General features: G+C 62.4%; 27 protein-coding genes and 1 pseudogene. 12 read left to right on the forward strand and 16 right to left on the reverse strand.

The window, feature by feature from the left end; all coding sequences use genetic code 11:
• The 3 genes and pseudogenes from E5W70_RS00005 to E5W70_RS00015 all read right to left on the reverse strand — a co-directional run.
• Window positions 1-248, reverse strand: a pseudogene (locus E5W70_RS00005) (TIGR01620 family protein); the annotation flags it as partial.
• The gene (locus E5W70_RS00010; RefSeq protein WP_292653432.1) at window positions 245-1,723 is read right to left on the reverse strand and encodes a YcjX family protein; all 1,479 of its coding nucleotides are present in this window, start codon (window positions 1,721-1,723) and stop codon (window positions 245-247) included. The gene E5W70_RS00010 and the pseudogene E5W70_RS00005, both read right to left, overlap by 4 nt.
• A gap of 62 nt (window positions 1,724-1,785) precedes the next feature.
• Window positions 1,786-2,289 (reverse strand): histidine phosphatase family protein, encoded by a 504-nt coding sequence (locus E5W70_RS00015; protein WP_292653433.1) that lies wholly within the window; start codon window positions 2,287-2,289, stop codon window positions 1,786-1,788.
• 260 nt (window positions 2,290-2,549) lie between these two features.
• Between E5W70_RS00015 and dksA the strand changes: the two genes are divergently transcribed.
• Window positions 2,550-2,966, forward strand: a complete 417-nt coding sequence (dksA, locus tag E5W70_RS00020) for an RNA polymerase-binding protein DksA (protein ID WP_023717816.1) — start codon at window positions 2,550-2,552, stop codon at window positions 2,964-2,966.
• A gap of 83 nt (window positions 2,967-3,049) precedes the next feature.
• Here dksA and E5W70_RS00025 read toward each other — a convergent pair whose 3' ends face one another.
• Window positions 3,050-3,802 carry a flagellar biosynthetic protein FliO gene (locus E5W70_RS00025; RefSeq protein ID WP_292653434.1) on the reverse strand — a complete coding sequence of 251 codons (753 nt, stop codon included), beginning with the start codon at window positions 3,800-3,802 and terminating at the stop codon, window positions 3,050-3,052.
• A 203-nt stretch (window positions 3,803-4,005) separates the two neighbouring features.
• Between E5W70_RS00025 and cckA the strand changes: the two genes are divergently transcribed.
• Window positions 4,006-6,579, forward strand: coding sequence for a cell cycle histidine kinase CckA (gene cckA, locus E5W70_RS00030; protein WP_292653435.1), 2,574 nt, complete (start codon window positions 4,006-4,008; stop codon window positions 6,577-6,579).
• 83 nt (window positions 6,580-6,662) lie between these two features.
• The gene (locus E5W70_RS00035; protein ID WP_292653436.1) at window positions 6,663-7,373 is read left to right on the forward strand and encodes a purine-nucleoside phosphorylase; all 711 of its coding nucleotides are present in this window, start codon (window positions 6,663-6,665) and stop codon (window positions 7,371-7,373) included.
• 49 nt (window positions 7,374-7,422) lie between these two features.
• On the opposite strand, the gene E5W70_RS00040 is transcribed toward E5W70_RS00035, so the two are convergent.
• Window positions 7,423-7,818 (reverse strand): hypothetical protein, encoded by a 396-nt coding sequence (locus E5W70_RS00040; RefSeq protein WP_292653437.1) that lies wholly within the window; start codon window positions 7,816-7,818, stop codon window positions 7,423-7,425.
• Between the two features lie 299 nt (window positions 7,819-8,117).
• On the opposite strand from E5W70_RS00040, the gene urtA reads away from it, so the two are divergent.
• The 6 genes from urtA (at window position 8,118) to E5W70_RS00070 (ending at window position 14,312) form a co-directional block, all read left to right on the forward strand.
• Window positions 8,118-9,428: an urea ABC transporter substrate-binding protein gene (urtA, locus tag E5W70_RS00045; protein WP_292653438.1), complete on the forward strand. Its 1,311-nt coding sequence runs from the start codon at window positions 8,118-8,120 to the stop codon at window positions 9,426-9,428.
• 100 nt (window positions 9,429-9,528) lie between these two features.
• Window positions 9,529-11,145: an urea ABC transporter permease subunit UrtB gene (urtB, locus tag E5W70_RS00050; RefSeq protein ID WP_292653439.1), complete on the forward strand. Its 1,617-nt coding sequence runs from the start codon at window positions 9,529-9,531 to the stop codon at window positions 11,143-11,145.
• Window positions 11,142-12,374: an urea ABC transporter permease subunit UrtC gene (urtC, locus tag E5W70_RS00055; protein WP_292653440.1), complete on the forward strand. Its 1,233-nt coding sequence runs from the start codon at window positions 11,142-11,144 to the stop codon at window positions 12,372-12,374. Before urtB ends, urtC begins: the two co-directional genes overlap by 4 nt.
• A gap of 7 nt (window positions 12,375-12,381) precedes the next feature.
• The gene (gene urtD, locus E5W70_RS00060; protein WP_292653441.1) at window positions 12,382-13,128 is read left to right on the forward strand and encodes an urea ABC transporter ATP-binding protein UrtD; all 747 of its coding nucleotides are present in this window, start codon (window positions 12,382-12,384) and stop codon (window positions 13,126-13,128) included.
• Between the two features lie 70 nt (window positions 13,129-13,198).
• Complete coding sequence (urtE, locus tag E5W70_RS00065) at window positions 13,199-13,894, forward strand: urea ABC transporter ATP-binding subunit UrtE (RefSeq protein WP_292653442.1); 696 nt, start codon at window positions 13,199-13,201, stop codon at window positions 13,892-13,894.
• A gap of 217 nt (window positions 13,895-14,111) precedes the next feature.
• Complete coding sequence (locus tag E5W70_RS00070) at window positions 14,112-14,312, forward strand: hypothetical protein (RefSeq protein ID WP_023674857.1); 201 nt, start codon at window positions 14,112-14,114, stop codon at window positions 14,310-14,312.
• A gap of 44 nt (window positions 14,313-14,356) precedes the next feature.
• Here E5W70_RS00070 and E5W70_RS00075 read toward each other — a convergent pair whose 3' ends face one another.
• From E5W70_RS00075 to E5W70_RS00115, 9 genes are all read right to left on the reverse strand, one after another.
• Window positions 14,357-15,163 (reverse strand): DUF72 domain-containing protein, encoded by an 807-nt coding sequence (locus tag E5W70_RS00075; protein ID WP_292653443.1) that lies wholly within the window; start codon window positions 15,161-15,163, stop codon window positions 14,357-14,359.
• Window positions 15,164-15,191: 28 nt separating this feature from the next.
• Window positions 15,192-15,662: a GNAT family N-acetyltransferase gene (locus E5W70_RS00080; protein WP_292653444.1), complete on the reverse strand. Its 471-nt coding sequence runs from the start codon at window positions 15,660-15,662 to the stop codon at window positions 15,192-15,194.
• Window positions 15,659-16,069, reverse strand: a complete 411-nt coding sequence (locus E5W70_RS00085; protein WP_292653445.1) for a DUF302 domain-containing protein — start codon at window positions 16,067-16,069, stop codon at window positions 15,659-15,661. The genes E5W70_RS00080 and E5W70_RS00085 overlap by 4 nt, the downstream gene beginning before the upstream one ends.
• The gene (uvrA, locus tag E5W70_RS00090; protein WP_292653446.1) at window positions 16,069-18,990 is read right to left on the reverse strand and encodes an excinuclease ABC subunit UvrA; all 2,922 of its coding nucleotides are present in this window, start codon (window positions 18,988-18,990) and stop codon (window positions 16,069-16,071) included. The genes E5W70_RS00085 and uvrA overlap by 1 nt, the downstream gene beginning before the upstream one ends.
• Window positions 18,991-19,688: 698 nt before the next feature.
• The gene (locus tag E5W70_RS00095; protein WP_292653447.1) at window positions 19,689-19,982 is read right to left on the reverse strand and encodes a hypothetical protein; all 294 of its coding nucleotides are present in this window, start codon (window positions 19,980-19,982) and stop codon (window positions 19,689-19,691) included.
• Between the two features lie 93 nt (window positions 19,983-20,075).
• Complete coding sequence (locus E5W70_RS00100; protein WP_292653448.1) at window positions 20,076-20,681, reverse strand: ATP-dependent Clp protease proteolytic subunit; 606 nt, start codon at window positions 20,679-20,681, stop codon at window positions 20,076-20,078.
• 26 nt (window positions 20,682-20,707) lie between these two features.
• The gene (locus E5W70_RS00105) at window positions 20,708-21,232 is read right to left on the reverse strand and encodes an SRPBCC domain-containing protein (protein WP_292653449.1); all 525 of its coding nucleotides are present in this window, start codon (window positions 21,230-21,232) and stop codon (window positions 20,708-20,710) included.
• The gene (locus E5W70_RS00110; RefSeq protein ID WP_292653450.1) at window positions 21,229-21,543 is read right to left on the reverse strand and encodes a metalloregulator ArsR/SmtB family transcription factor; all 315 of its coding nucleotides are present in this window, start codon (window positions 21,541-21,543) and stop codon (window positions 21,229-21,231) included. Before E5W70_RS00110 ends, E5W70_RS00105 begins: the two co-directional genes overlap by 4 nt.
• A gap of 60 nt (window positions 21,544-21,603) precedes the next feature.
• Window positions 21,604-21,993, reverse strand: a complete 390-nt coding sequence (locus tag E5W70_RS00115) for a cupin domain-containing protein (protein WP_366509630.1) — start codon at window positions 21,991-21,993, stop codon at window positions 21,604-21,606.
• A gap of 208 nt (window positions 21,994-22,201) precedes the next feature.
• Between E5W70_RS00115 and E5W70_RS00120 the strand changes: the two genes are divergently transcribed.
• Window positions 22,202-22,711 carry a single-stranded DNA-binding protein gene (locus E5W70_RS00120; RefSeq protein ID WP_292653451.1) on the forward strand — a complete coding sequence of 170 codons (510 nt, stop codon included), beginning with the start codon at window positions 22,202-22,204 and terminating at the stop codon, window positions 22,709-22,711.
• Between the two features lie 123 nt (window positions 22,712-22,834).
• On the forward strand, window positions 22,835-23,260 hold the full coding sequence (locus tag E5W70_RS00125) for an OsmC family protein (protein WP_292653452.1): 426 nt from the start codon (window positions 22,835-22,837) through the stop codon (window positions 23,258-23,260).
• Between the two features lie 8 nt (window positions 23,261-23,268).
• Here the strand turns inward: E5W70_RS00125 and E5W70_RS00130 are convergent, their stop codons facing one another.
• On the reverse strand, window positions 23,269-23,898 hold the full coding sequence (locus E5W70_RS00130; protein WP_292653453.1) for a MarC family protein: 630 nt from the start codon (window positions 23,896-23,898) through the stop codon (window positions 23,269-23,271).
• Between the two features lie 74 nt (window positions 23,899-23,972).
• A complete protein-coding gene (locus tag E5W70_RS00135) occupies window positions 23,973-24,503 on the reverse strand; it encodes a hypothetical protein (protein WP_292653454.1) in 531 nt (176 codons plus the stop codon).
• An 86-nt stretch (window positions 24,504-24,589) separates the two neighbouring features.
• On the opposite strand from E5W70_RS00135, the gene E5W70_RS00140 reads away from it, so the two are divergent.
• A complete protein-coding gene (locus E5W70_RS00140; protein WP_292653455.1) occupies window positions 24,590-25,417 on the forward strand; it encodes an AraC family transcriptional regulator in 828 nt (275 codons plus the stop codon).
• Window positions 25,418-25,457 lie beyond the last annotated feature (40 nt).

A 25,457-nucleotide genomic window follows, 5' to 3' on the forward strand; every position in this document is an offset into this window, starting at 1 on the left:
CCGAAGAACAGGCTGCCAAGCAGCGAACGTTTTCGCGGCGCAATCGCCGGCGGCGGTTCGGCAGCGACGATATCAGGCTCGTCGAAGACATCGATCTCCGCCGGTGTGACCACGGCTAAATCCGCCTTCACGGTAGGCGGCTTTCGCGCCGGCGCGGCCTCGGACGCAGCATGGCGAGCCGTCGAATCTTCCTTTTGCTGGGGCTCCGGCTCGATGCGAAAGGCCGCCGGTCTGCGGGGCGCACTCATGCGAGATGATCTCCGATCAGGAACTGCAGCGCGCGGTCGAGCCTGATATGTGGCAGCGACAGCGTGACGCCCTCGGCGGTGCGCTCGAGTTTCGGCGGGCGAAAGCGCACGAAGCGGATCGCGGGGTCGTCATTGTTCTGGCGGCGGGCCGATTCGGAAACGTCGAACGCCGCATCAACTTTCTCCGGCAAGTCACCGGGAAATATGGCTGTTTCGGTCTTTCCGTCAAAGGTTTCGCCATTAATTTTTTCGCCACGCAATGGCGTGCCGATAATGACCGGCAAAGTCTCGCGGACCTGCTTGACCGTGCCTTCACGGGTCGCGCGCATGGCCGCCATGGCCACGACGTCGACGTCGGCGCCGGTGAAATTCGCCCGCGCCACGGCGCGGTCGGCAAGCCGCCGCACGATCGCCTGCAGCCGGTCGTGGCTTTCGTGGTGAAGGTGGTCGGCCTTGCTCGCGGCCACCAATATGCGGTCGATGCGCCTCGAAAACAGGTCGGTCAGGAAGTTGCCTCGGCCGGGCCGGAAACAGGACAGGATTTCGGTGACCGCGCGCTCCAGATCGGCCATCGCACCGGGGCCGGCATTCAATGCCTGCAAGGCGTCGATGAGCACGATCTGGCGGTCGAGACGCGTGATGTGTTCGCGAAAGAACGGTTTGACGACATGCGTCTTGTAAGCCTCATAGCGCCGCTCCATCATCGCCTGCAGCGATCCCGAGCGGGCGCGCCGGCCGCCCAGATTTGGCAGCGGCGCGAAGGTGAGAGCGGGCGAGCCTTCAAGATCGCCGGGCATCAGGAAGCGGCCGGGCGGCAAGGTCGAAAGCGCCCGCTCGTCGAGCTTGCAGGCCTTGAGATAGGCCGCGAAGCTCTCGGCGAGACGGCGCGCCGTCATCTCGTCGGCGTCGGCGTTGGGATCGACCGGATCGGAGAGCGCCCGCCATTCCCGCGAAAGATCGACACGAACCGGCAACACGGCCATCTCGAAGGCCTCACGCGAAAAATCGGCGTAGGACTTGCTGAGCAGCGGCAGGTCGAGCAGCCATTCGCCGGGATAATCGACGATGTCGACCGACAATTTGCCGGCGGAAAACATGCGGCTCCAGCCAGAGGCCGATTCGTATTCGATGGTGAGCCTCAGTTCGGAAATCGCACGCGTCGAATCCGGCCAGACCCGATCGTCGACAAGAGCCGCGATGTGATCCTCGTACTGGAAGCGTGGTACCGCGTCGTCCGGCTGCTCTTCGAGAAAAGCGCGGGCGATGCGCCCCGATTTTTGTGCCTCAAACAGCGGCAAGCGTCCGCCATGGACCAGATTGTGCACCAGGGCCGAGATGAACACCGTCTTGCCGGCGCGGGACAGCCCAGTCACGCCAAGGCGCAGCGACGGAGCGAAAAGCCCGGCAGCGCGGCCTGACAACGTATCCAAGGCAATCTTCGCCTCGTCGGTAAAAGTCGTCAGCGATGATGCCAAATCTGTTCTCGCGGGCCGGTCAGGATCCGATATAGGCTTTGATGCGCGGCTTTGAAATGGCCTCAGATATCGGCAGGCGTCAGGAAGGCTTCGAGATAGCCGGCGCCCGGCGCAGCCTCGGCAAGACTGCCGTTGAACCGGACCGCCGCAAGTGCGGAGGCCGGGAAGCCGTGGTTCAGCATGGCCCGCGCGGTCTCCTCGCCGTCGCCTGAGAGCGCCATGGCGAGATCCTCAATCATCGGATTGTGGCCGATGACAAGCAGGGCATCCAGCCCGCCATTCTGCCGGATGGCAGCGAGGTACGCAGCGGCATCGTCGCTGTAGAGCGTGTCAAGGAACAGCACCCGGCCCGTGTCGGTGTGGCCAGCCAAGCTTTCCAGCGTCTGGCGGGCGCGCCTGGCGCTTGAGCAAAGGGTGAGGCCCGGTGCGTATTTGCGGGAACGCATCAGCGTGCCCATCGCTTCGGCATCGGCGAAGCCGGATGCATCGAGCGGGCGGTCGATGTCAGCCACGCCAGGCAGTGCCCAGCCGGCCTTCGCATGCCTCAGCAGGTAAAGTCTGGTCACCGGATCCCCGTTGTGCCGGGCACCGAACCCGTCAACACGCCGCAGGATTTGCCATCAGAAGAGCTCCGTGCGCAATGGCAAGCGCCCCTCAAGCATAGCGAATCATGTACGGATTCGGTCGTATTCTTCGCAAAAAGGGCATCGCAGATGCTGGTTTGTCCGGGACTAACAATTGCGTGAAACTGTCGTCGATTGATCTTGTGCAGTTTTCGGTCCGCGAATATATAGGCGCCAAATTTGGGGTTTGTTGGGTGAGTCGAATGAACGACATCGTTACCGCCGATTACGTACCCTCCGAAGACGAGCCGTTCATGAACGAGCGGCAGAAATCCTACTTTCGCCTGAAGCTCGTCACCTGGAAGAACGACATCTTGCGCGAAGCGCGCGAAACTCTCGAAATCCTGCAGCAGGAAAACGCTAACCACCCCGACCTCGCCGATCGCGCCTCCTCGGAAACCGACCGCGCCATCGAACTTCGCGCCCGCGATCGCCAGCGAAAACTCATCTCGAAGATCGATTCCGCCCTCCAGCGCCTTGACGAAGGCACTTACGGTTATTGCGAGGAGACGGGCGAGCCGATCGCACTGAAGCGGCTCGACGCGCGCCCGATCGCCACGTTGTCGATCGAGGCACAGGAGCGCCATGAGCGGCGCGAGAAGGTCTACCGCGACGACTGAGTCGGCGGGAAAATCAGCGGCATCGGTAAAGCGTTCAAAATGGCCGGTTTTCCGGCCATTTTCATTGGCCGGTCGCTATCGGCCTATCTTTTCTGATTGGACAACTCGCCGAGGAGCTTCGTCATCTCGTCGTCGAGAGAGGGCGATGCCTTCGCCGCCGGCTTGCTCGGCGCTTGGCTGAAGCGTGGCTCGTCGAGGGAAACCTCCAACTCCTTCATCAGCGCATCGTCGATCGACTCATGCTGTGCCGGCGGCTCGTATCTTGCCGGGGAGTCCTGTTTTGCCGGCGGCGGCGCATGTCGCGAGGCATTGGCGTTGACGGATCCATAACTTGGCAACGGTGTGACGTTCGATGCCGGTTTCGGCGCCGGTGCCGGCATTGTTGCCGGCATTGTCGCTGTCTGGCGGGCTCGGACAGGGGTCGCGGTTACGCTTGCCGGCTGCGGCGGCGCTTGCCTCGCCGGCGCGGCTGTGGTCGAAGCCGACCTTGCTGCCGGCTGGTGGCTGTTGTCTCCGGTCAATGCCGGGCGGCGCAGCGCCGAGAGCCTGATGTCGCGCTCGACGACGACGTCGGTCGGACCACCGATCAAGAGCAGGTGCTCGATATCGTCGCGGCGCACCAGCACCAGCCGCCGGTGACTGTCGACCGCTGTGGCATCCATGACAGCCAGTCGCGTCTTGCGGTTCCTGCCGCCGGCGACGAATGTTCCGAATGTCAGGCTGCGGACCAGCCTGATGATAAGAAGAATGATGAGCAGAAGGACAAGTACTGCAAACGTCCATAGGATTGCTGCGGCATAACCAGGACCCGCCACGCCATCCAGCCATTGCAGCATTGGTTCCCCCAAAATCAGCTTTCGAAGAGAGGCGACACTAGACTGTTGCGGCAGCCCACCGCAAGTTGCCTTTAACGCTTCGTGAACAGCTTGAAACACCGGGAGCCGAACGGCGTCATTTTTAGCGGACATCTGCAGCCGGGCCTTTTCCCGACCCTGAGAATATGATTCAACCGACACCGGAATTCACGAGCAGGGGGCACATGGCCAAGGAAGCGCGCGGCGATTTCTATCCGGTACCTATCGTCGACCAGAACACGCGACCGGGTGCGGTCACCCGGCTGATCGTCTTCATCGTCGTCCTGACAGGGGCAGCGATCGTCTTCGGCCTTTTCCGCGAGCGACTTGGCGATCCATTCCTGCTCGGCATGCTTGGCGTGCTGGCGATGATCGGTGTCGGCTTTCTATTCGCCACTGCGATCGGCTTCGTGCATATCACGCCGCGCTCGACAAGCGACGAACTGTCGAAAGCTTTCGTCGATTCGATGTCGCAAGGTCTCCTGGTCACCGACACCAAAGGCCGTATCATCTACGCCAACCGGACCTATGCCGATATGACGGGTGCCGAGTCGGCCGCCGACCTCAAGACGGTCGAAGGTTTGCTTTCAGACGTTCCCGAGGCCTCGGTGACCATATACCGGCTGGCGTCAGGCCTGCGCGACGGCCAACCGGGCGACGGCGAGTTCCGGCTCGCGCAGTCCATTCGGCCAGGCGCCGAACCGGGCGCGCGCTGGTACCGCGTCCGGGCCCGCGCCTTCAGCGTTCCCGGCCAGCGGCTGCCCATGCTTGCCTGGCAGCTTGCCGATATCTCGCGGGAACGGGCCGAGCAGGAGCGGTTCTTTCTCGACCTGCAAAAGGCGATCGATCACCTCGACCATGCGCCGGCCGGTTTCTTTTCGGCTGACCAGGAAGGCCGCGTCACCTACATCAATGCGACCCTTGCGGAGTGGCTGGGCATCGACCTGGCCAGCTTCACCCCCGGCGCCATCACGCTGCCGGAGATCGTCGCCGGCGACGGCATGGCGCTGGTCCGTTCGGTCAAGGCCGACGCGGGTACCACGCGCAATGCTGTTATCGATCTCGATCTGACGACGATGACCGGCGAGGCGCTGCCGGTGCGCTTCATGCATCGTGTCTCGGCCAGCCGAGAGGGCCTCAACGGCCCGACTCGCACCATCGTGCTCAACCGGACGCAAGGCGAGGACGCTTCGGCCGACCTCCGCGCCTCGGAAATACGCTTCACGCGGTTCTTCAACTCGACGCCGATGGCGATAGCCGGCGTCGACCACGCCGGCCGCATCCTGCGCACCAATGCGCCGTTTCTGTCGCTGTTTTCCTCGGTCGTCGACCGCGACGCGGTCGATCGGCGTGTGCGGCTGGATACGGTGATCCACGAGCGCGACCGGCCGGCTTTCGCCGCGGCGTTCGAAAAGGCACGCCAGCAACAGGCCGACATCGAGCCGATCGATACGGTGCTGCCCGGCAATGAGGAGCGCCACATACGCTTCTACGTCAACGCGGTCGCAGACGGTACCGGCGGCGAAGGCGCCGAGGAATCGGCCATCGTCTATGCCGTCGAGACCACCGAGCAAAAAGCCCTCGAGGGCCAGATGGCGCAGAGCCAGAAGATGCAGGCGGTCGGCCAGCTCGCCGGCGGCATCGCGCATGATTTCAACAATGTGCTGACCGCCATCATCATGGCCTCGGACCTGCTGTTGACCAACCACCGGCCGTCCGATCCGTCGTTCCCGGACATCATGAACATCAAGCAGAATGCCAACCGGGCGGCCTCGTTGGTGCGGCAGTTGCTGGCCTTCTCGCGCAAGCAGACCCTGCGGCCGGAGGTGCTCAACCTGACCGACGTGCTCGCCGATCTCAGGATGCTGCTTGCCCGGCTGGTCGGCAACGACATCAAGCTCAAGATCGACCATGGCCGCGACCTGTGGCCGGTCAGGGTCGATATCGGGCAGTTCGAGCAAGTGGTGGTCAATCTGGCGGTCAATGCGCGCGATGCGATGCCGGCCGGCGGCGACCTCACCGTACGCACCCGCAACGTCAGCGCCGCAGAGTGCAAGACCTTTTCCTACCGCGAACTTGCTCCGGCCGACTATGTGCTGGTCGAGGTCGAGGACAGCGGCAGCGGCATCGCGCCTGATGTGCTGAAAAAGATCTTCGAGCCCTTCTTCACGACAAAGGAGGTTGGCAAGGGAACTGGCCTCGGCCTGTCCATGGTCTATGGCATCATCAAGCAGACAGGCGGCTTCATCTTCTGCGATTCCGAGGTCGGCAAGGGATCCGTGTTCCGCATCTTCCTGCCGCGGCACATTGCGGAGGCAAGGAAGGCGGGCGAGGCTGGAGAAGTGCCGGCCGCGCCTGCCAAGATCGCCGACCCAGCCAAGGATCTGTCGGGCTCGGCCACGGTGCTGCTGGTCGAGGACGAGGACGCCGTGCGCATGGGCGGCATGCGGGCGCTGAAGTCGCGCGGCTACACCGTCCACGAGGCGTCCTCGGGCGTCGAGGCGCTTGAAGTCTACGAAGCGCTCGGCGGCAAGGTCGACATCGTGGTGTCGGACGTGGTGATGCCGGAAATGGACGGCCCGACGCTGCTTGGCGAATTGCGCAAACGGCAGCCCGACATCAAGTTCATCTTCGTGTCCGGCTATGCCGAAGACGCGTTCGCCAAGAACTTGCCGGCCGACGCGCATTTCGGCTTTTTACCGAAGCCGTTTTCGCTCAAGCAATTGGCCACCATCGTAAAGGACATGCTGGAATCCTGACCCTTCCAATGCTCCGCTTGCGCAATGTCGTGAGACTGCCATGATTGCAGGCGAAATGGGCGACGGGTTTTGGAAAGCATGCCGTGACGCCACACAACGAGGCAAGCAAGGGCGACTACGCAAGCACGGTGCTGCTGCCGGGCGATCCGCAGCGCGCTGAATGGATGGCGCAGACTTTCCTGGGAGCGCCGCGCTGCGTCAACCGCCGCCGCGGCGCGCTCGGCTTTACCGGGTTGTTTCGCGGCAAACCTGTCAGCATCCAATCCACCGGCATCGGCGTCTCTTCGTTCCTGGTCTATGTGCATGAGCTGCTGGATTTCTACGGTGCGACAACACTGATCCGCACCGGCACCTGCGGTGGCCTGACCGCCGAGATGGCGCTGCGCACCCTGGTGATCGCGCAATCGGTGCGCGGCGAAAATGCGGAGAGCGGCCAGGTTTTTGGGCTCTATCGTGCCGATGCCGGCCCCGATCCGGCATTGTTGGCCCAGGCGTTGGCCCGGGCTTCGGAACTCGGCATCGACCATCAGGCCGGGCTGACCATCTGCAGCGATATTTTCTATCATCCCCTGGGGCGCGAACGCTTTGCCGAAGCACAGGTACAGGGCGCGCTCGCCGTGGATATGGAAACCAGCGCACTTTACCGCATTGCGGCCGATTTCGGCGCCCGGGCGCTGTCGATCCTGACCGTCGTCGACAATGTGGCAACCGGCGAGCAGACCGACTATTCCGAACGCCAGGGCCTTTTCACCGATATGACCCGGCTGGCGCTCGATCTGGCGGCGGAGAGCTAGGCGGCTTTCTGCTTCGGAGTACGGAACCTCACCAGGTTCCCCACTTTTTTCAACGCTTCGTGCAGGTCGAGGCGGTAAAGGCGCCGTCTGGCTGCTTCATGATGATGTCGAAGGACGGGGTAGTTCCGCTTTCCAGCGTCGCCTGCGTAAGCGCGATCGAGTTGCCGCCACTGGTGTAGCCGCCCAGCGGACCTAGCCAGGTGATCACGCCGTCTGCATCCATCTGGTAATTGTAGCTCTGCGGCGCGATGCCGAAGCTCACCGGACCGCTATAGACGTTTCCCTTGATGGTGATGTCGCCGAGGCTGAGGAACATGCCAAGCAGGTAGACTTCGCAATGATAGGAGCCGTCCGGCAGCTTGCCGTCGCTGAAGCCGGCGCGCGCTACGGTTGTCGTCGCCAGCAGAAGCATGGCGGTGAAAATGCAAGAAGCTCTGAAGGCCATGGAGTCCCCCGTTAAGGGTTCGAACTTGCCTCATTTCGCTCCGGCGCTGCAATCCTCGCCAGCGCTCATATGATGCTGCTCAAAATTAGGGCATTGGCCTATATGTGAGTAAAATTTAGGCTTATATGGGTGATCCTTTCTCGTTTCGAACATGGCAGGCGAGGTTCATCTCCTGCGGCTAATACATTAACCGACTGACAGAGCTGGGAAATCCAAATCCTCCAACCTTGCTCCCGTGATTGGCACAGCCGTTGCATGGTCTGTTCCGATGCAGTTAACCAGCTTGGGAGTTTAAAAGTATGAGGGGTAGTTTCTCGACAATAGCAAAAATGTTTTCGGTCGGCGTGGTCACCGCCGGCCTGCTGATGAGCGTTCCCGCCAAGGCGGCCGACGACACCATCAAGGTCGGCATCCTCCATTCGCTGTCGGGAACCATGGCGATCTCGGAGACGACGCTGAAGGACGCCATGCTGATGCTCATCGAAGAGCAAAATGCCAAGGGTGGCCTGCTCGGCAAGAAGCTCGAGGCGGTGGTCGTCGATCCGGCTTCGAACTGGCCGCTGTTCGCCGAAAAGGCGCGCGAGCTGATCTCGAAGGACAAGGTCGCGGCGGTGTTCGGCTGCTGGACCTCGGTGTCGCGCAAGTCGGTACTGCCGGTGTTCAGCGAACTCGACAACATCCTGTTCTACCCGGTCCAGTATGAGGGCGAGGAAAGCGAGCGCAACGTGTTCTACACGGGTGCGGCGCCGAACCAGCAGGCCATTCCGGCCGTCGATTATCTGATGAGCGAGGATGGCGGTTCGGTGAAGCGCTGGGTGCTCGAAGGCACCGACTACGTCTACCCGCGCACCACCAACAAGATCCTCGAGGCCTATCTGAAGGCGAAGGGCGTTGCTGCCGAAGACGTCATGGTCAACTACACGCCGTTCGGTTTCTCCGACTGGCAGACCGAAGTCTCGGCGATCAAGAAGTTCGGCTCGGCCGGCAAGAAGACCGCCGTTGTCTCGACCGTCAACGGCGACGCCAACGTGCCGTTCTACAAGGAGCTCGGCAACCAGGGCATCAAGGCCGAGGACATCCCGGTCATGGCCTTCTCTGTCGGCGAGGAAGAGCTTGCCGGTCTCGACACCGCGCCGCTGGTCGGCCATCTCGCCGCCTGGAACTATTTCGAAAGCGTCGATACGCCCGAGAACGCGAAGTTCATCACCGACTGGCACAAGTTCATCAAGAATGACAAGCGCACCACCAACGATCCGATGGAAGCCCACTATATCGGCTTCAACATGTGGGTGAAGGCGGTCGAGAAGGCCGGCACCACCGATCCGGACAAGGTCATCGACGCCATGGTTGGCGTCTCGGTGCCGAACCTGACCGGCGGTTATTCGACCATGATGCCGAACCATCATATCACCAAGCCGGTGCTGATCGGCGAGATCCAGGCCGACGGCCAGTTCGAGACCGTGTCGCAGACGCCGGGCCTGGTGATGGGCGACGAGTGGTCCGACTACCTGCCTGACTCCAAGGACCTGATCTCCGATTGGCGCGCGCCTCTGTCCTGCGGCAACTTCAACGTTGCCACCGGCAAATGCGGCGGCAAGGGAACCAACTGATCCTCCCGGTCTGTCCTCCCAGACCCGCAAGCCTCCGGGCAGGCTCCTCCTCCATCCTGCCCGGAGGCGACATTCAACCTTCAACAGCCACCAGAAACCAATGATCCTGATCCGCGCGATTGGCCTGATGCTGCTCCTCCTCCTGGGGACGCTGCCGCCGTCGAACGCCGGCGAAGCAGATCTGCGCGCGGTCATCGGCAAATTCGCCACCGCCACCAATTTTCCGGCGATCGAAGCCGTCGTGCGGGAGCTTGCGGCAACCAGCGATCCAGCCGTAGAACGGCCGCTTGCCGCGCTTGCGGAGGGCAGCCTTTACGTCCGCAAGGCCGATTCACTGGTCTTTGTCGGCAAGGAGAGTGGCGACAGCATCGAGTTGCTCGATGCGCTCACCGGCGAAAAATCGGGCGAAGCTGCCAAGACCGACATCATCAAGATCAAGGTCAACAACACGCTGCGTCGCGTTATCCGCGACGCGCTGGGCACGCTGACGCTCGGCTCCAAGGATCCGGCCGTGCGCATTGCCGCCGCCGACACCATGTTCAAGACGCCGGACGCGGCAAACATCGAGCCGCTCGACACCGCGATCACTAATGAGAGCGTGGCAAGCGTCAAAGCGCTGCTCGAGCAGGCCCGCGCCGCGTCGGTTCTCGTTTCCGACAGGCCGGAGGCCGACAAACTGGCAGCGATCGCGCTGATCGGTGCGCGCGGCGACCGCGATGCGGTGTCGCTGCTCACGTCGGTAGAGGCTAATTCCGAAGGTGCGGTGAAGGACGCCGCGACGGCGGCGATCACCAACATCAATTCGACGCTGGCGCTGTGGGATGCCGGCCAGAATATCTGGTACGGCATATCCCTCGGATCGGTGCTGCTGCTGGCGGCGATTGGCCTGGCCATCACCTTCGGCGTCATGGGCGTCATCAACATGGCGCATGGCGAGATGGTCATGCTCGGCGCCTACACGACCTTCGTCGTGCAGGAGGTGATCCGCAATTCCTTTCCCGGCCTGTTCGACTGGTCGCTGGTCATCGCCCTGCCGCTGGCCTTCCTGGTAGCGGCGCTCGTCGGCCTTGTCATCGAGCGCGGGCTGATCCGCTTCCTCTACGGCCGGCCGCTCGAAACCCTGCTGGCGACATGGGGTGTGTCGCTGATCCTGCAGCAGGCCGTACGCACCATCTTCGGGCCGACCAACCAGGAGGTCGGCAACCCGTCATGGATGTCCGGCTCGTTCAATATCGGCCAGCTTGCCGTGACCTGGAACCGGCTCTGGATCCTGGTATTCGCGCTCGGCGTGTTCGCGGTGCTGCTCTACGTTATGAAACGTACGCCTTGGGGGCTGCAGATGCGTGCCGTCACCGCCAATCGCCGCATGGCCGCCTCGATGGGCATCAGGACGCCATGGGTCGATGCGCTAACGTTTGCACTCGGCTCCGGCATTGCCGGCATAGCCGGTGTCGCGCTCAGCCAGATCGACAACGTCTCGCCCAATCTCGGTCGTGGCTACATCATCGACAGCTTCATGGTCGTCGTCTTCGGCGGTGTCGGCAATCTTTGGGGCACGCTGGTCGGCGCTTTCTCGCTCGGCATCGTCAACAAGTTCCTCGAACCTTACGCTGGAGCGGTGCTCGGCAAGATCGTCGTCCTGGTGCTGATCATCCTGTTCATCCAGAAACGCCCGCGCGGGCTGTTCGCGCTCAAGGGCAGGTCGGTGGAAGCATGATCACGGGACGCTTCTTTGCTGCCGGCGCCGACCGCCGCGTCGCCATCACCATCTTCATCCTGCTGGCGGTTGCCATCGTCGTGCCGCTGCTCAACCTTGCGGTCTCGCCGACAAGTGCGTTTTACGTGCCGTCCTATATCGTCGCGCTCACCGGCAAATACTTGTGCTACGCACTGCTCGCCTTGGCGCTCGATCTCGTCTGGGGCTATTGCGGCATCCTCTCGCTCGGCCATGGCGCTTTCTTCGCGCTCGGCGGCTATGCGATGGGCATGTATCTGATGCGCCAGATCGGCTCGCGCGGCGTCTACGGCAATCCGCTGCTGCCGGATTTCATGGTATTCCTTAACTACAAGGAATTGCCATGGTTCTGGTATGGTTTCGACCATTTCTGGTTGGCGGCGGTCATGGTGCTTGCGGTACCTGGCCTGCTCGCCTTCGTCTTCGGCTGGTTCGCCTTCCGCAGCCGCGTTACCGGCGTCTATCTGTCGATCATCACCCAGGCGATGACGTATGCGCTGCTGCTTGCGTTTTTCCGCAACGACATGGGTTTCGGCGGCAATAACGGCCTGACTGATTTCAAGGACATTTTAGGCTTCAACGTGCAGGCCGACATGACACGCTCGGCGCTGTTCGCGGCCAGCGCCGTCATGCTGGCGTTTGCCGTCTTCGTCACCTGGACAATCGTCGGTTCCAAATACGGCAAGCTTTTGATGGCAGTGCGCGATGCCGAGAGCCGCACACGCTTCCTCGGCTGGCGGGCGGAGAACGTCAAACTGTTCGCCTTCACCGTGTCGGCGGTGATGGCCGGCATCGCCGGTGCGCTTTACGTGCCGCAGGTCGGTATCATCAACCCCGGCGAATTCGAGCCGTCCAATTCGATCGAGGTGGTGGTGTGGGCGGCCGTCGGCGGGCGCGGCACCATCGTCGGGCCGATCATCGGCGCGCTTCTGGTCAATGCCGGTAAATCCTGGTTCACCGGCGTGCTGCCGGAATTCTGGCTGTTTGCGCTGGGCGGACTGTTTGTCGCCGTCACGCTGTTCCTGCCCAAGGGCATCATCGGCATGTGGGATTCCTGGCGCGGCAACGCCAAGGCGATGCGGGCAGCCTCGGCCGCCGAGGAAGCCGGCATCGATCCCGACGCGCCAGTGCCGCCGAAAATCGATCGCTCGGCGGCGAGAAGGCCGGGCGACTGGTCGGCCTCCGGCGCCGAACCGCAGCCGGCGGAGTGATGGCCTGATGTCGAAGAGCAACACCATCCTCTATCTCGACGGTGTGTCGGTTTCCTTTGATGGTTTTCGCGCCATCAACAACCTGTCGCTGGTGCTCGATAAGGGCGAGATGCGGGCGATCATCGGCCCTAACGGCGCCGGCAAGACGACGATGATGGACATCGTCACCGGCAAGACGCGGCCCGACGCGGGCGAGGTCTTCTTTCACGGCGAAGTCGACCTGACCAAACACGACGAGGCCGAAATCGCCATGATGGGCATCGGCCGTAAATTCCAGAAGCCGACCGTCTTCGAAAGCCACACGATCGAGGACAATCTGATGCTGGCGCTGAAAGGCCCGCGCTCGATCTTCCCGGCACTGTTCCATCGTCGCTCGGCCGCGGATGTGCGGCAGATCGACGACATTCTCGGCATCATCCGGCTGGGCGACAAGCGTGACGAGCTCGCCGCCAATTTGAGCCATGGCCAAAAACAATGGCTCGAGATCGGCATGCTTCTGGCGCAGGATCCGAAGCTGCTGCTGGTCGACGAACCGGTTGCCGGCATGACCGACGCCGAGACCGAGGAAACCGCGCGGCTGCTTAGGGACATCGCGCGCGACCATTCGGTCATCGTCGTCGAGCACGACATGCATTTCGTGCGCGAGCTCGGCGTCAAGGTCACCTGCCTGCACGAAGGCTCGGTCCTTTCCGAAGGTTCGCTCGATTTCGTTTCGGCCGACGAGCGCGTCGTCGAAGTCTACCTGGGGAGATGAACATGGTCTGGCGCGTTCCGTTCCATCATTTCGACCTTTCGTTCTTCAGGCGTTGGAGAAGGCACTGACCATGCTCGAAGTCTCCAATGCCACGTTGCATTACGGCGCTGCCCAGGCGCTGCGCGGCGTCTCGCTAAAGGCCGGCGCCGGCAAGATCACCTGCGTGCTCGGCCGCAACGGCGTCGGCAAGACCAGTTTGATGAGATCGATCGTCGGCCATCATCGGCTGACGAGCGGAAGTGTTGCCTTCGAGGGGAAGGCGCTCGACCGGAGCGCGGCGTATGATCGCGCCCGGTCGGGCATCGCATTCGTGCCGCAGGGCAGGGAGATATTTCCGCTGCTTACGGTGCGGGAAAACCTCGAATCGGGCTTCGCGCCGCTGAGGCGCGCCGACCGCAATATTCCCGGTCACGTCTTCGAATTGTTTCCGGTGCTGAAGCAGATGCTCGCGCGCCGCGGCGGTGACCTTTCCGGCGGCCAGCAGCAGCAGCTTGCCATCGGCAGGGCGCTGGTGATGCGGCCGAAACTGCTGGTCCTCGACGAACCGACCGAAGGCATCCAGCCGTCGATCATCAAGGATATCGGCCGCGCCATCCGCTATCTGCGCGACCAGGCCGGCATTGCCGTGCTTTTGGTCGAACAATATCTCGATTTCTGCCGGGAATTGGCCGACGAGGTCAACATCATGGACCGCGGCCAGATCGTCCATACCGGCCCCGCCGAGGATCTCGACCGGGCGGACGTCCGCAAATTCCTGACTGTCTGAATTCTTATTGATTCCATTACTTTGCAACTCTGGCGCGCTGCAGATTGCGTGCTAGATTTTGCTTGGCCTTGGTGAGTCGGCCGCTTTCCGTACCAGTTTCAACTTGGCAGATCAGGGGAAGGCGCGGCCCGCGTCGGCACGCTTGCGCGCAAGCCGTTCCCTTCCAGCGATCTGTTGTCGTCCAACATTTCGGGTGCTTGGGAGCCAAGGCCAGTCGATGGAGCGCTATGTCGAGGACTACCAGAAACGACGGCTCACGGAGCGCGTCGACATCCTAACAGCCATCAACATTCTGAAATCGCAGGGGTATGACCACGACGAACTCATCGCGGAGATCACCAAGGTCTTCTATGTCGATCTCGATGCCTTTAACGAGATCGTCAGGGTTGATCGGCGTCCGGACGAACGCGCCGCATAGCCGGTAGTTTAGGACCAAGCCAGGCGGACCACCGACAGCGGGCGTCAGCCTGCTACCCGCTTCATCAGCGCGATGGCTCCGAATGGAGCGCGGACCTTGCCCTCGGTGATGAAGTAGACGAACACGTCGCGTGGCTTGACCGGCGCGTCGGTTGAAGGATCGGCACGCGGCAGGTCGGCCGGCACCTTGCCTTCCGCCCAGGTTTTTGCGCGCGCCGCCCATTCGTCGAGCGCCTTTGGCGTGTAGCAATCGGGATTGTCGTCGCTGCCGGTCTGCAGCCGCGCATAGATGAAATCGCCGGTAACGTCGGCAATCGCTGGATATTTGGCATGGTCGGCATAGACGACCGCCACCTTGTAGTTGCGCGCCAGCGCTGCGAATTCCGGCACGATGAAGCTGTCGTTGCGCACCTCGACCGCGTGGCGCAGCGCAACGCCGTCCTGCTTCTCCGGCAACAGCTTGAGGAAGGCCTCGAAGTCGTCCGGGTCGAATTTCTTGGTCGGCGCGAATTGCCATAGGATCGGCCCGAGCTTGTCGCCAAGTGCCGCGACGCCCGACCCGAGAAAGCGCATTATCGATTCGCCGGCCTCGCCGAGCACGCGGCGGTTGGTGACGAAGCGGTTGCCCTTCAGCGAATAGACGAAACCATCCGGCGCCTCATTGGCCCATTTGACGAAAGTCGGTTCCTTGAAGCTCGAATAATAGGTGCCGTTGACCTCGATAGTCGGCACTTGCCGGCTGGCATAATGCAGTTGCTTGGCCTTCGACAATTTGTCCGGGTAGAAGGACGTGTCCCACGGCTCGAAGGTCCAGCCGCCCATGCCGGCGCGGATTGTTCCTGATTGAGTCATGGTAGTCCTCCCGGTTTGCAGAAAAGGATCACGCGATGGCGGTCGTCTCGACGGCTTTCGCCATGTCGACGACCGTCCATCCTGACCGATATGGATTGGGCCGGCGACCCGTTTCGCGAAATCCGTAGGCCTTATACAACGAAACGTTCCGTTCCATTCTGGAATTGGTGTAGAGTCGGATTTCAGCCAAGCTCCACAGGCGCGTCTGTTGCTCGGCCCAGTCGAGCAGCCCGATGCCGAAACCCTTGCCCTGAAAGGCGGGCGCAACGGCGACGCTGAAGATCATTGTATGGTCCGCATGTCGTTCGAGAACGATCAAGCCAGCCGTCTGCCCATCTTGCTCCGAAAGCCAGACCTCGCCGCGCTCGATGTGCGGCGCATAGTCCTCGGTAACCGGGATCGGCGGTGCTCCGAGCATCGCGGTGTAAGGCGCGTAGGCGGCTTCCGTCAGCGAGATCACCGTGGCGAGATCATCGGCCCGAGCGGCTCTCATGATCAAAACTGGCCCGCGCTGGCAGCGGCCGCAATCACCTTGTCCATGCCGGCCGCTATCGCCGCGACGGCATTGCGACTGGCGTCGCCCAAGTCGTGGCGATCAGCCATCCAGTGCGCATCATTGTAGGAGAGCCAGACCTTGCCTTGCTCATCCTCCCAAGCCAACGCCTTGACCGGCAGATCGATGCCGGCAAGCTGCCGGTCCTGCATCAGCGGCGTACCTCCTTTCGGATTGCCGAAAATCAGGAGCTGGGTTGGACGCAGTGATGTTTCGACACTGCGCGCACCGGCGGCGTGGTCGATGCGGGCGAAGACCAGCAATCCTGCACGTTCCACAGTCTCGACCAGGCGATCGATGGTTTCGGCCACGCCGAAGCGGCTTTGGACCGTGAGGAGACCGTTCTTTGCCATCACTCCGCCGCTTCGCGCTTGCCTCCGGGGCGCCGCTCCAGCAATTCCCTCAGGAACTGCCCGGTATAGCTGCGTTTTTCGCGGACGATGTCCTCCGGCGTGCCGGACGCCACCAGCTCGCCGCCGCCGTCGCCACCCTCGGGGCCGAGATCGAGTACCCAGTCGGCGGTCTTGATCACCTCGAGATTGTGCTCGATGACGACGACCGTGTTGCCCTGGTCGACCAGCTCGTGCAGCACTTCAAGCAGCTTGGCGACATCGTGGAAATGCAGGCCGGTGGTTGGCTCATCCAGAATGTAGAGCGTCTTGCCGGTCGCCTTGCGCGACAGTTCCTTGGCAAGCTTGATGCGCTGCGCCTCGCCGCCCGACAAAGTCGTTGCCTGCTGGCCAACATGGATGTAGCCGAGGCCGACCCGTTTCAGCGTCTCCAGCTTGTCGCGCACGCCGGGCACGGCGGCGAAGAAATCGACGCCTTCCTCGACCGTCATGTCGAGGACGTCGGCGATCGACTTGCCCTTGAACAGCACGTCGAGCGTCTCGCGGTTGTAACGCTTGCCGTGGCAGACGTCGCAGGTGACGTAGACGTCGGGCAGGAAGTGCATCTCGATCTTGATGACGCCGTCGCCCTGGCAGGCCTCGCAGCGGCCGCCCTTGACGTTGAACGAAAAGCGCCCCGGCTGGTAGCCGCGTGCCTTGGCCTCCGGCAGGCCGGCGAACCAGTCGCGGATCGGCGTGAAGGCGCCGGTATAGGTGGCGGGGTTGGAGCGCGGGGTGCGCCCGATCGGCGACTGGTCGATGTCGATGACCTTGTCGAGGAATTCCAACCCCTCGATGCGGTCGTGATCGGCCGGATGTTCACGCGAGCCCATGATGCGGCGCGACGCCGCCTTGAACAGGGTCTCAATCAGGAAGGTCGACTTGCCGCCGCCGGACACGCCGGTGACGGCGGTAAACGTGCCGAGCGGGATTTCGGCGGTGACGTTCTTCAGATTGTTGCCGCGCGCGCCGACGACCTTCAGCCGGCGGTTCTTTTTCGCCTCGCGCCGAACCGCAGGCGTCGCCACTTCGAGCTCGCCCGACAGATATTTGCCGGTGATCGAAGCGGGCGTCGCCATGATCTGCTGCGGCGTGCCCTGGGCGATGATGTGGCCGCCATGGATGCCGGCGGCCGGGCCGATATCGACGACGTAGTCCGCATGCAGGATGGCGTCCTCGTCATGCTCGACGACGATGACCGTGTTGCCGATGTCGCGCAGATGCTTCAGCGTGTCGAGCAGGCGGGCATTGTCACGCTGGTGCAGACCGATCGACGGCTCGTCCAGCACGTAAAGCACGCCGGTCAGGCCGGAGCCGATCTGCGAGGCGAGCCTGATGCGCTGGCTCTCGCCGCCTGACAGCGTGCCGGAGTTGCGCGACAGCGTCAGATAATCGAGCCCGACATCGTTGAGGAAGCGCAGCCGCTCGCGGATTTCCTTGAGCACGCGCACCGCGATCTCGTTCTGCTTGTCGTTGAGCGAAGCGGGCAGATCGGTGAACCACTGGTCGGCCTTGCGGATCGACAGTTCGGTGACCTCGCCAATGTGCTTGCCGGCGATCTTGACCGCGAGCGCCTCGGGCTTCAGCCGATAGCCGCGGCAGGCCGGGCAGGGTGTGGCCGACATGAAGCGCTCGATCTCCTCGCGCATCCAAGCGGATTCGGTTTCCTTCCAGCGGCGCTCGAGATTGGGGATGACGCCCTCGAAGGTTTTCGTCGTCTTGTAGGAGCGCAGGCCGTCATCGTAGTGGAAGGTGATTTCGCGCTCGCCGGTGCCGTGCAGGACGGCTTGCCTTGCCTCCTCGCTCAAATCCTTGAACTTGTCGCCGAGCTTGAACCCATAGGCAACGCCCAGCGCTTCCAGGGTTTGCGCATAATAGGGCGAGGTCGACTTCGCCCACGGGCTGACGGCGCCAGCGCGCAGCGAAACATTCTCGTCGGGCACGACCAGGCTGGCATCGATGGCGCGCTGGCTGCCGAGCCCGTCGCAGGTTGGGCAGGCGCCGAACGGATTGTTGAAGGAGAACAGCCTAGGCTCGATCTCGGGAATGGTGAAACCGGACACCGGGCAGGCGAACTTTTCCGAGAACAGCATGCGTTCATGCGTCTCGTTCTTCGATTTGTTGACCGAATCCTCGCCGGTCTGGCTGGCGTCGAGCGGCTTGTCGGCAAATTCCGCTACCGCCAGTCCGTCGGCCAGCTTCAGCGCGGTCTCGATGGAATCGGCGAGCCGCGTCGCCAGATCGCCGCGCACGACGATGCGGTCGACGACAACGTCGATGTCATGCTTGTACTTCTTGTCCAGCGCCGGCACGTCGGCGATCTCGTAGAAGACGCCATCGACCTTGACGCGCTGAAAACCTTTCTTCTGCAGCTCCAGCAGTTCCTTGCGGTACTCGCCTTTGCGGCCGCGCACCATTGGCGCCAGAATGAACAGCCGGGTGCCTTCCTCGACTGCAAGCACCCGGTCGACCATCTGCGAAACCGTCTGGCTCTCGATCGGCAGGCCAGTGGCCGGTGAATAGGGTACACCGACGCGGGCGAACAAAAGCCGCATATAGTCGTAGATCTCGGTGACGGTCCCGACCGTCGAACGTGGGTTTTTCGAGGTGGTCTTCTGCTCGATGGAGATCGCCGGCGATAGGCCGTCGATCTGGTCGACGTCCGGCTTCTGCATCATTTCGAGGAATTGCCGTGCATAGGCCGAAAGGCTCTCGACATAGCGGCGCTGGCCCTCGGCGTAGATGGTGTCGAAGGCAAGCGACGACTTGCCCGACCCCGACAGGCCGGTCATGACAATCAGGCTGTCACGCGGCAGGTCGAGATCGACATTCTTCAGATTGTGTTCGCGTGCCCCGCGAATGGAGAGATATTTATGGTCGGCCATCGCCGGTCGCCGCCTCAGAATCTGGAATTCGTGGGATGGGCGGGTTTTCCCGACCATCCCCTATGTAGGTAATTTCGCCGCCTTTTCGAGAGACGCCACAACTCTCGACCAAAGCGTTTAACCGCCTTTCGCGCGAACGGGCAAGCGGAAAGAACAAAGGCTGAACACGCTCCTGACAAAAGCTGCCCGTACAGCCGGCTTCACAAAGCGTCTTGCGATCACATTTTTCGGTAATCGGCTATTCAAGGTTGACGTCCATGTGTCACGGGGGCAGACTCCAAGCGTCAACGAAGCCGGCCGTCTTTCGATGGCCTCGCGGCCTGGGGCTAGCCTGCGAGACGCCGCGGGTTATGCGATGAGCGCTTCGACGACGACAGTCACAACGAACAGAAGGAGAGCAGAGGCATGACTCCACCGGATAGTTCCTTGAGGCTCCACGTGTCGCTGGAGCCGCGGCAGGTATAAGTAGCCAGGTCAGGCGTTTAGCGCCACCTGCCAACGTTGACCTGCCGATCCCCACAACAATTAGAGACTGCTAGTCGGATCGTCGGCTGAACGCCGCGAAGCATCCGAAATAAAAAGCCGGCAGTACACTCCCGGCAATTTGGATTTCAGATCCAAGAAGCCCCGTCAGTTGCAAAAGCAATGGCGGGGCTGTTCGTTTGAAGCGCAATATTTGTGGTTCACACCAGGCGAACTTAGCGGCTGGGAGGCCTGATCCCGCCGGTAGCGACATCGATGGTTATGCTGCCGGAAATCCGAACGTCGGTATCGCCGATCTTGAACGTGCCGTTGCCGCTGCTTGGAACCACGTCGTCGGGCTCGGGCTGCGGAGTTGGCTCGGCGATGCGATAGTCGCTGGTCACACCGGGCAGGGCGCCTTTTTGCGAAGACGTCGAATTATCTTGGGCAAGTGCCATGCCCACCAGCATGTTCGTGCCCACAATGGCGGCAATGGCAAGGCATAGGCTGGATGAACGGCTGGCGGTCATCACCTGACTATAGTGCGGCGATAGCGCCGAAGCCAGACCGGCGGCGCTGAAAGTTGCCGGCCCTCATATCGCTCAGTTCCGTTTGAAGGTGCTTCACGCGGCCTGCTTGCGAGTGTCGAAAACATGGTCAACGAGGCCCCAATCCTTGGCCTCCTGGGCAGTCATGAAAAAGTCGCGGTCGAGTGTGCGTTCCACTTCTTCGTAGCTGCGGCCGCAATGGTGGGCGTAAAGATCGGTCATGCGCCGCTTGGTGCGGAGGATGCCCTCGGCATGGCGCTGGATGTCGGAGGCTTGGCCCTGGAAACCGCCGAGAGGCTGATGCAGCACGATGCTAGTGTTGGGTAGCGCGATGCGCCGCCCCGGTGTGCCGGCCATCAAAAGGAACGAGGCCATCGAGGCGGCGAAACCCATACAAACGGTGGAGACCGGGCAGCTGATATACTGCATCGTATCATAGATGGCGAAACCGCTGGTCACCACGCCGCCCGGCGAGTTGATGTAGAGCGAGACCTCCTTGTCGGGATTGTCGGATTCCAGCGACAGAAGCTGGGCGCAGACCAGCGCCGAGGTGCCGTCGTCGATGGGCCCGTTGATGAAGACGATGCGCTCGCGCAGTAGCCGCGAAAATATGTCGAAGGCGCGTTCGCCGCGGCTCGACTGCTCGATCACCATCGGCACCAGATTGGCAAGGCCGCTCATCGTTTGTCTCCGTTGACTGTTGTCGTTCAGGCCGCGCGCAGGAAGAGGCGCGGGGTGTTTGCGGCGATCTGGGTGTGCCTGGGAGTGCGCGCTTCAAAGGAAAGCCGGCAACCGGCGCCTGCCATCGCGATCTCCGGCATCGCTGCCCGAGCAAAACCATCATGGACGATGCGCAGATGCGTGCCGCCGGAAAAGGTTCGGTCGAGCGTAATGGTGACGATGCTGTCCACTGGGCTGTCGTCCATTGGGCTGTCCACGGGGCTGCCGGGCGGCACCTGCGTGCCGCCGGGCGCCGGCCGCTCCCGCCAGGAATAGCGCAGCAGCCGTCCGGGATCCGCGTCGAGGATTTCGCACTCGATCGGCGCCTCCGGCGCTTTAAATGCAAAGCGGCTACCGATCGTTGGTTCAATGTCGTTTGGCATCATCCAGGCCGCGAGCAGGTCCGGCACCGTCAGCGCCCGCCACACCTTTTCCGGCGGCTCGGGCAGCTCGCACTCGAACTCGATCTTGTCTGCTGCCATTTCCGCGCGTTCTTTGCCTCGGCTGGTCATTGGTCCATGTCCTTCAAAACCGTCTTGAGCCTTTCGATGCGCTCTGGCCAGAACGCGCGGTAGCGTTCGATCCAGCCGAGCAGCGGCGCAAGCCCCTTCGGATCGGCGCGGTAATAGGCGTTGCGGCCGGCCCGGCGCTCGACCACGAGGCCGGCGCCGCGCAGCACTGCGAGATGCTGCGATACCGCCGGCTGCGATACCGGCATGCCAGTGCGCAGTTCCGACACCGTCATCTCGCCGTCGGCGAGCCGCTCATAGACGGCGCGACGTGTTGGATCGGCCAGTGCCCGAAAAATCTCTGCTTCGATCATGCCGAAGCATAAGTCGATACTTATCGGTTTGGCAAGCAGTGTTTTACGACAGGCGAGGTTTTACAAACTCGCCGGAAGCCAGCGTCTCACCATGTCAGAGGATCCGCTAAACGTCGCCTCGAAAACTGGTGACGCGAGCACAGCATGGATATGAAGCGTTTCGGAGCCGACGTTTCGGAAGCCATGTTGCCTGCGCGCGGCAACAACAAGCGACTGTCCGGCAGTCAAGACGAGATGCTCTTCGTCGATCCACATCTCGGCCCTGCCGGCGATGACGGTAAGCACTTCCTCGACCGGGTGCCAATGTGTCGGGGCGCCAACCGCTGGTTCGACCCATTGTTCGAATATGCAAAGTTGAGTTGCGCCGTTGCAGGCCGAGACATGCATTCGGGTCTTTACTCCCACCCGCCATTCTTCTTGCGGCTGATCGTCATGCGCAACCATTTTCATGCGTTCGCCTCGATCCCATGGTCTGTGGAAATTCGACGTCAAGACACTACTTCTTACTGACAACTATTGACAGTGCAGGGCCTGTATTGTAGAACGAAAAGAGAACAAAAACGTTGTGGGAAAAGGCAGCGACGGCAGGCAGGGATTATCCGTAGCCTGTAAGGTGCAGCGACAGAAATCTGGTTTCGGATGAGCGCGGAGAAGTATCATGGCGGGTAGCGTCAACAAGGTCATTCTGGTGGGCAACCTCGGGGCGGACCCTGAAATCCGCCGCCTGAATTCGGGTGACCCGGTTGTCAACATTCGCATCGCGACGTCGGAAAGCTGGCGCGACAAGACATCCGGAGAGCGCAAGGAAAAGACCGAGTGGCACAATGTCGTGATCTTCAACGACCAGATCGCCAAGGTGGCCGAGCAGTATCTGAAGAAGGGCATGAAGGTCTATGTCGAGGGCCAGCTGCAGACGCGCAAATGGCAGGACCAGACCGGCAATGACCGCTATACGACCGAGGTCGTGTTGCAGAAATTCCGCGGCGAGCTGCAGATGCTCGATGCGCGGGGCGAGGGCGGCGGCCAGGTCGGCAACTATGCCGGTGGTGGTGCGAGCCGCGGTTCCGATTTCGGCCAGTCCGGCCCGGGCGAAAGTTTCAATCGCGGTGGCGCCAACAAGGGCGGCGGTGGTTCGTCGCGCGAGCTGGACGACGAAATCCCGTTCTGATTTCTCGGGGCGGACTGCCCTTGCGGCGAAAAGCGCCGGCACCTTGGCCACGAAATGGCGTCCCGAAAATCTGTCTTGGATTTTCGGGACGTTGTGCGTTTGAGCGGTGAAAGGACGTATCAAGTGAAAGCAAGGGTCAAATGGGTCGAGGAGCGCACTTTCGTTGGCGAGTCCGCCAGTGGGCACAAGCTGGTGCTAGGCACTGCGTTCGGGCCGGAGGGCAAGACGCCGGGGCCGAGCCCAATGGAACTGGTGCTGATCGGCACCGGCGGCTGCTCGGCCTATGACGTGGTCCATATCCTCGAAAAGGGGCGCGAGGCGGTTGAAGATTGCGTGGTCGAACTCGATGCCGACCGTGCAGAAGCCGATCCCAAGGTGTTCACCCGCATCCACATGCATTTTGTCGTCAAGGGCCGGGCGCTGTCACACGACAAGGTGAAGCGGGCGATCGGGCTTTCGATCGAGAAATACTGCTCGGCCTCGGCAATGATGGCCAAGACCGCCGAGATTACCCACGACTTCGAAGTCATTGAAACGACAGCGAAGTAGGGCAGTTCCTAAGTCGCCATCAGCGCCTTGATGCCGTCGGCGACGAACTGTACGGCGAGCGCCGCCAGGATGACGCCGAGCAGCCGTGTCAGGATCGAACGGCCGGTTTGGCCGAGAATACGGTCGATGCGCTCTGACAGCACGAACACCAGATAGGTGATGACAAGGCAGATGGCGATGATGCCGACAAGTGCTGTCTGGGCGCCAAAACCCTGAAACGAGCTTGAGAGCAGGACGGTCGCCGAAATCGCGCCGGGACCGGCAATAAGCGGGATCGCCAGCGGAAAGGCGGCGATGTTGTGGATCATGTCCCTGGTGATGGCGACGTCGCTGATCTTCTCCTTACGGTCCTGCCGGCGCTCGAACACCATTTCGAAGGCGATGAAGAACAGAAGAAAGCCGCCGGCGACGCGGAAGGCCGGCAGAGTGATGCCGAAGACTGACAGGATCGATGCGCCGGCGATTGCGAACAACGCCATCACCAGGAATGCGATGACCGAGGCGCGTACGGAGACCTGGTTGCGCTCCTCGCGGTTCATGCCGCGGGTCACGGCGAGGAAGAGTGGCGCCAGGCCGGGCGGATCGATCGTCACCAGTATGGTGACGAAGGCGTTGAACAGGCTGTCGAAGCTCGGCATGCTGACCCTCCCCGCCGGCAATGCCGGATAACGGGATTGGTAGAGCAAAGCGGAGCCAGTGGAAACCGTGCGGATCAGGGGCTGACGGCCCGGCGCGCCAGGAACTCGACTTCGAGCCGCCAGGTCGCGCCGTCGTCCTGCGAGCGTTCGCCCAGCCAGCGGAACGAATTTTCGGTGATGCGCGAAAAGCTCCAGCGCACAGCCGATCCGGTGCCGTCTGCGCCTTCCTGGATGATGGTGTCGCCCTCGGCGCGGCCGAGCTGGCGGCTATAGTACTGGTTGCGCGGATCGCTCCAGAAGATGTGCCAGGCGTCGACGCCGGGGTCGTAGACGCGCAACGTCGTGCCGTAGAAGGTCCATTTGCCGAGCGAGGGCGAGGCGCCGGCGTCACGGGCAGGCAGGATCCATACGTCCTGGATCGCGCGGCCTTCGAGCACCCAGCCGAAATGCACTTCGCCGCGCCCGGTCAGCACCTGACCGTCCTCGAGATGGCGCGTGGCGTCGAACGTCCAGGCGCCGACGAAGCGGCCATAAAGATTCAGTTTCTCGGCAAGGGCCGGTACGGGCCCATCGCTGTGCAGGGCCTTGGCAAAGGAATTGGACATGGCTTCGCTCTCATCTTGTCAGGAGACCGTCAAGCATAGAGGCCGACAGGGGTTCTGCGCTTGGGAAAAGTTGCTATGTTTCGGCGATGACGACGAGCGCACATAGGCTGGCGTCGGGCCGAGGCTGGCAGGTGTCGGATGTCATCTGCACCGCTGGTGCCGCCGACAGGCCATTCGAGGAGGAGCATCGGGATTTCTGCGTCGCCGCCGTAACCAGCGGCACCTTCCGCTATCGTGCGCGCCAGGGCACGGCGATGCTGGCGCCGGGCGCGCTCCTGCTCGGCAATCCCGGCACATGCTACGAATGCGGCCACGAGCATGGCGCCGGCGACCGCTGCCTCTCCTTCCATTTCGGACCGGCCTATATGGAGCGGATCGTCGCCGACGTGCCGGGCGCGAAGCAGCTTGATTTCGGCACGCCGCGCCTGCCGCCCTTGCCGGCGCTGGTGCCGCTGCTTGCCGAAGCGGAGGCGGCGCGCGAGATGGCCGACACCGGCGCGTTCGAAGAATTCGCCCTGCGCATTGCCGGTGCGGCGGTGACAGCGGCTTGCAGCGCTACGGAAGGACAGAGCGCGCCGAGCCGCCGTGACCAGAAGCGCGTCGCCGAAGCGGTGCGGCGCATCGAAGTCGATGCCGACCGGCCGATCTCGCTTGCCGAACTCGCCGACGAGACCGCCACCAGCCCCTACCATTTCCTGCGCACCTTCCGGCAAGTTGCCGGCATGACGCCCTACCAATTCCTGCTGAGAGCGCGGCTGCACCGGGCAGCCGTGCGGCTGCGGACGTCGGATCAGGCGATTTCGGCGATCGCCTTTGCGGCGGGATTCAACGATCTGTCGACCTTCAATCGCCGTTTCCGGCGGCTGATGGACGAGGCGCCGGGTACTTATCGCGCCCGCCGGCGACGCTCGTGAAAGCGAGCCACGGCCATATCGTCGCAATTGGTGTATCCTT

It is taken from the genome of Mesorhizobium sp. (genome assembly GCF_005063415.1).
Taxonomy (GTDB): Bacteria; Pseudomonadota; Alphaproteobacteria; order Rhizobiales; family Rhizobiaceae; genus Mesorhizobium.

Excerpts from the sequence above, each read along its gene's own strand:
- cckA (WP_292653435.1), top strand. The coding sequence starts at position 4,006 with ATGGCCAAGGAAGCGCGCGGCGATTTCTATCCGGTACCTATCGTCGAC.
- E5W70_RS00115 (WP_366509630.1), bottom strand. The coding sequence starts at position 21,993 with ATGAAAATGGTTGCGCATGACGATCAGCCGCAAGAAGAATGGCGGGTG.
- E5W70_RS00040 (WP_292653437.1), bottom strand. The coding sequence starts at position 7,818 with ATGGCCTTCAGAGCTTCTTGCATTTTCACCGCCATGCTTCTGCTGGCG.
- dksA (WP_023717816.1), top strand. The coding sequence starts at position 2,550 with ATGAACGACATCGTTACCGCCGATTACGTACCCTCCGAAGACGAGCCG.
- E5W70_RS00110 (WP_292653450.1), bottom strand. The coding sequence starts at position 21,543 with ATGATCGAAGCAGAGATTTTTCGGGCACTGGCCGATCCAACACGTCGC.
- urtD (WP_292653441.1), top strand. The coding sequence starts at position 12,382 with ATGTCGAAGAGCAACACCATCCTCTATCTCGACGGTGTGTCGGTTTCC.
- uvrA (WP_292653446.1), bottom strand. The coding sequence starts at position 18,990 with ATGGCCGACCATAAATATCTCTCCATTCGCGGGGCACGCGAACACAAT.
- E5W70_RS00135 (WP_292653454.1), bottom strand. The coding sequence starts at position 24,503 with ATGTCCAATTCCTTTGCCAAGGCCCTGCACAGCGATGGGCCCGTACCG.
- E5W70_RS00100 (WP_292653448.1), bottom strand. The coding sequence starts at position 20,681 with ATGAGCGGCCTTGCCAATCTGGTGCCGATGGTGATCGAGCAGTCGAGC.
- urtA (WP_292653438.1), top strand. The coding sequence starts at position 8,118 with ATGAGGGGTAGTTTCTCGACAATAGCAAAAATGTTTTCGGTCGGCGTG.
- E5W70_RS00070 (WP_023674857.1), top strand. The coding sequence starts at position 14,112 with ATGGAGCGCTATGTCGAGGACTACCAGAAACGACGGCTCACGGAGCGC.
- E5W70_RS00085 (WP_292653445.1), bottom strand. The coding sequence starts at position 16,069 with ATGGCAAAGAACGGTCTCCTCACGGTCCAAAGCCGCTTCGGCGTGGCC.
- E5W70_RS00095 (WP_292653447.1), bottom strand. The coding sequence starts at position 19,982 with ATGACCGCCAGCCGTTCATCCAGCCTATGCCTTGCCATTGCCGCCATT.
- E5W70_RS00105 (WP_292653449.1), bottom strand. The coding sequence starts at position 21,232 with ATGACCAGCCGAGGCAAAGAACGCGCGGAAATGGCAGCAGACAAGATC.
- E5W70_RS00130 (WP_292653453.1), bottom strand. The coding sequence starts at position 23,898 with ATGCCGAGCTTCGACAGCCTGTTCAACGCCTTCGTCACCATACTGGTG.
- E5W70_RS00140 (WP_292653455.1), top strand. The coding sequence starts at position 24,590 with ATGACGACGAGCGCACATAGGCTGGCGTCGGGCCGAGGCTGGCAGGTG.
- E5W70_RS00120 (WP_292653451.1), top strand. The coding sequence starts at position 22,202 with ATGGCGGGTAGCGTCAACAAGGTCATTCTGGTGGGCAACCTCGGGGCG.
- urtB (WP_292653439.1), top strand. The coding sequence starts at position 9,529 with ATGATCCTGATCCGCGCGATTGGCCTGATGCTGCTCCTCCTCCTGGGG.
- E5W70_RS00075 (WP_292653443.1), bottom strand. The coding sequence starts at position 15,163 with ATGACTCAATCAGGAACAATCCGCGCCGGCATGGGCGGCTGGACCTTC.
- urtE (WP_292653442.1), top strand. The coding sequence starts at position 13,199 with ATGCTCGAAGTCTCCAATGCCACGTTGCATTACGGCGCTGCCCAGGCG.
- E5W70_RS00025 (WP_292653434.1), bottom strand. The coding sequence starts at position 3,802 with ATGCTGCAATGGCTGGATGGCGTGGCGGGTCCTGGTTATGCCGCAGCA.
- urtC (WP_292653440.1), top strand. The coding sequence starts at position 11,142 with ATGATCACGGGACGCTTCTTTGCTGCCGGCGCCGACCGCCGCGTCGCC.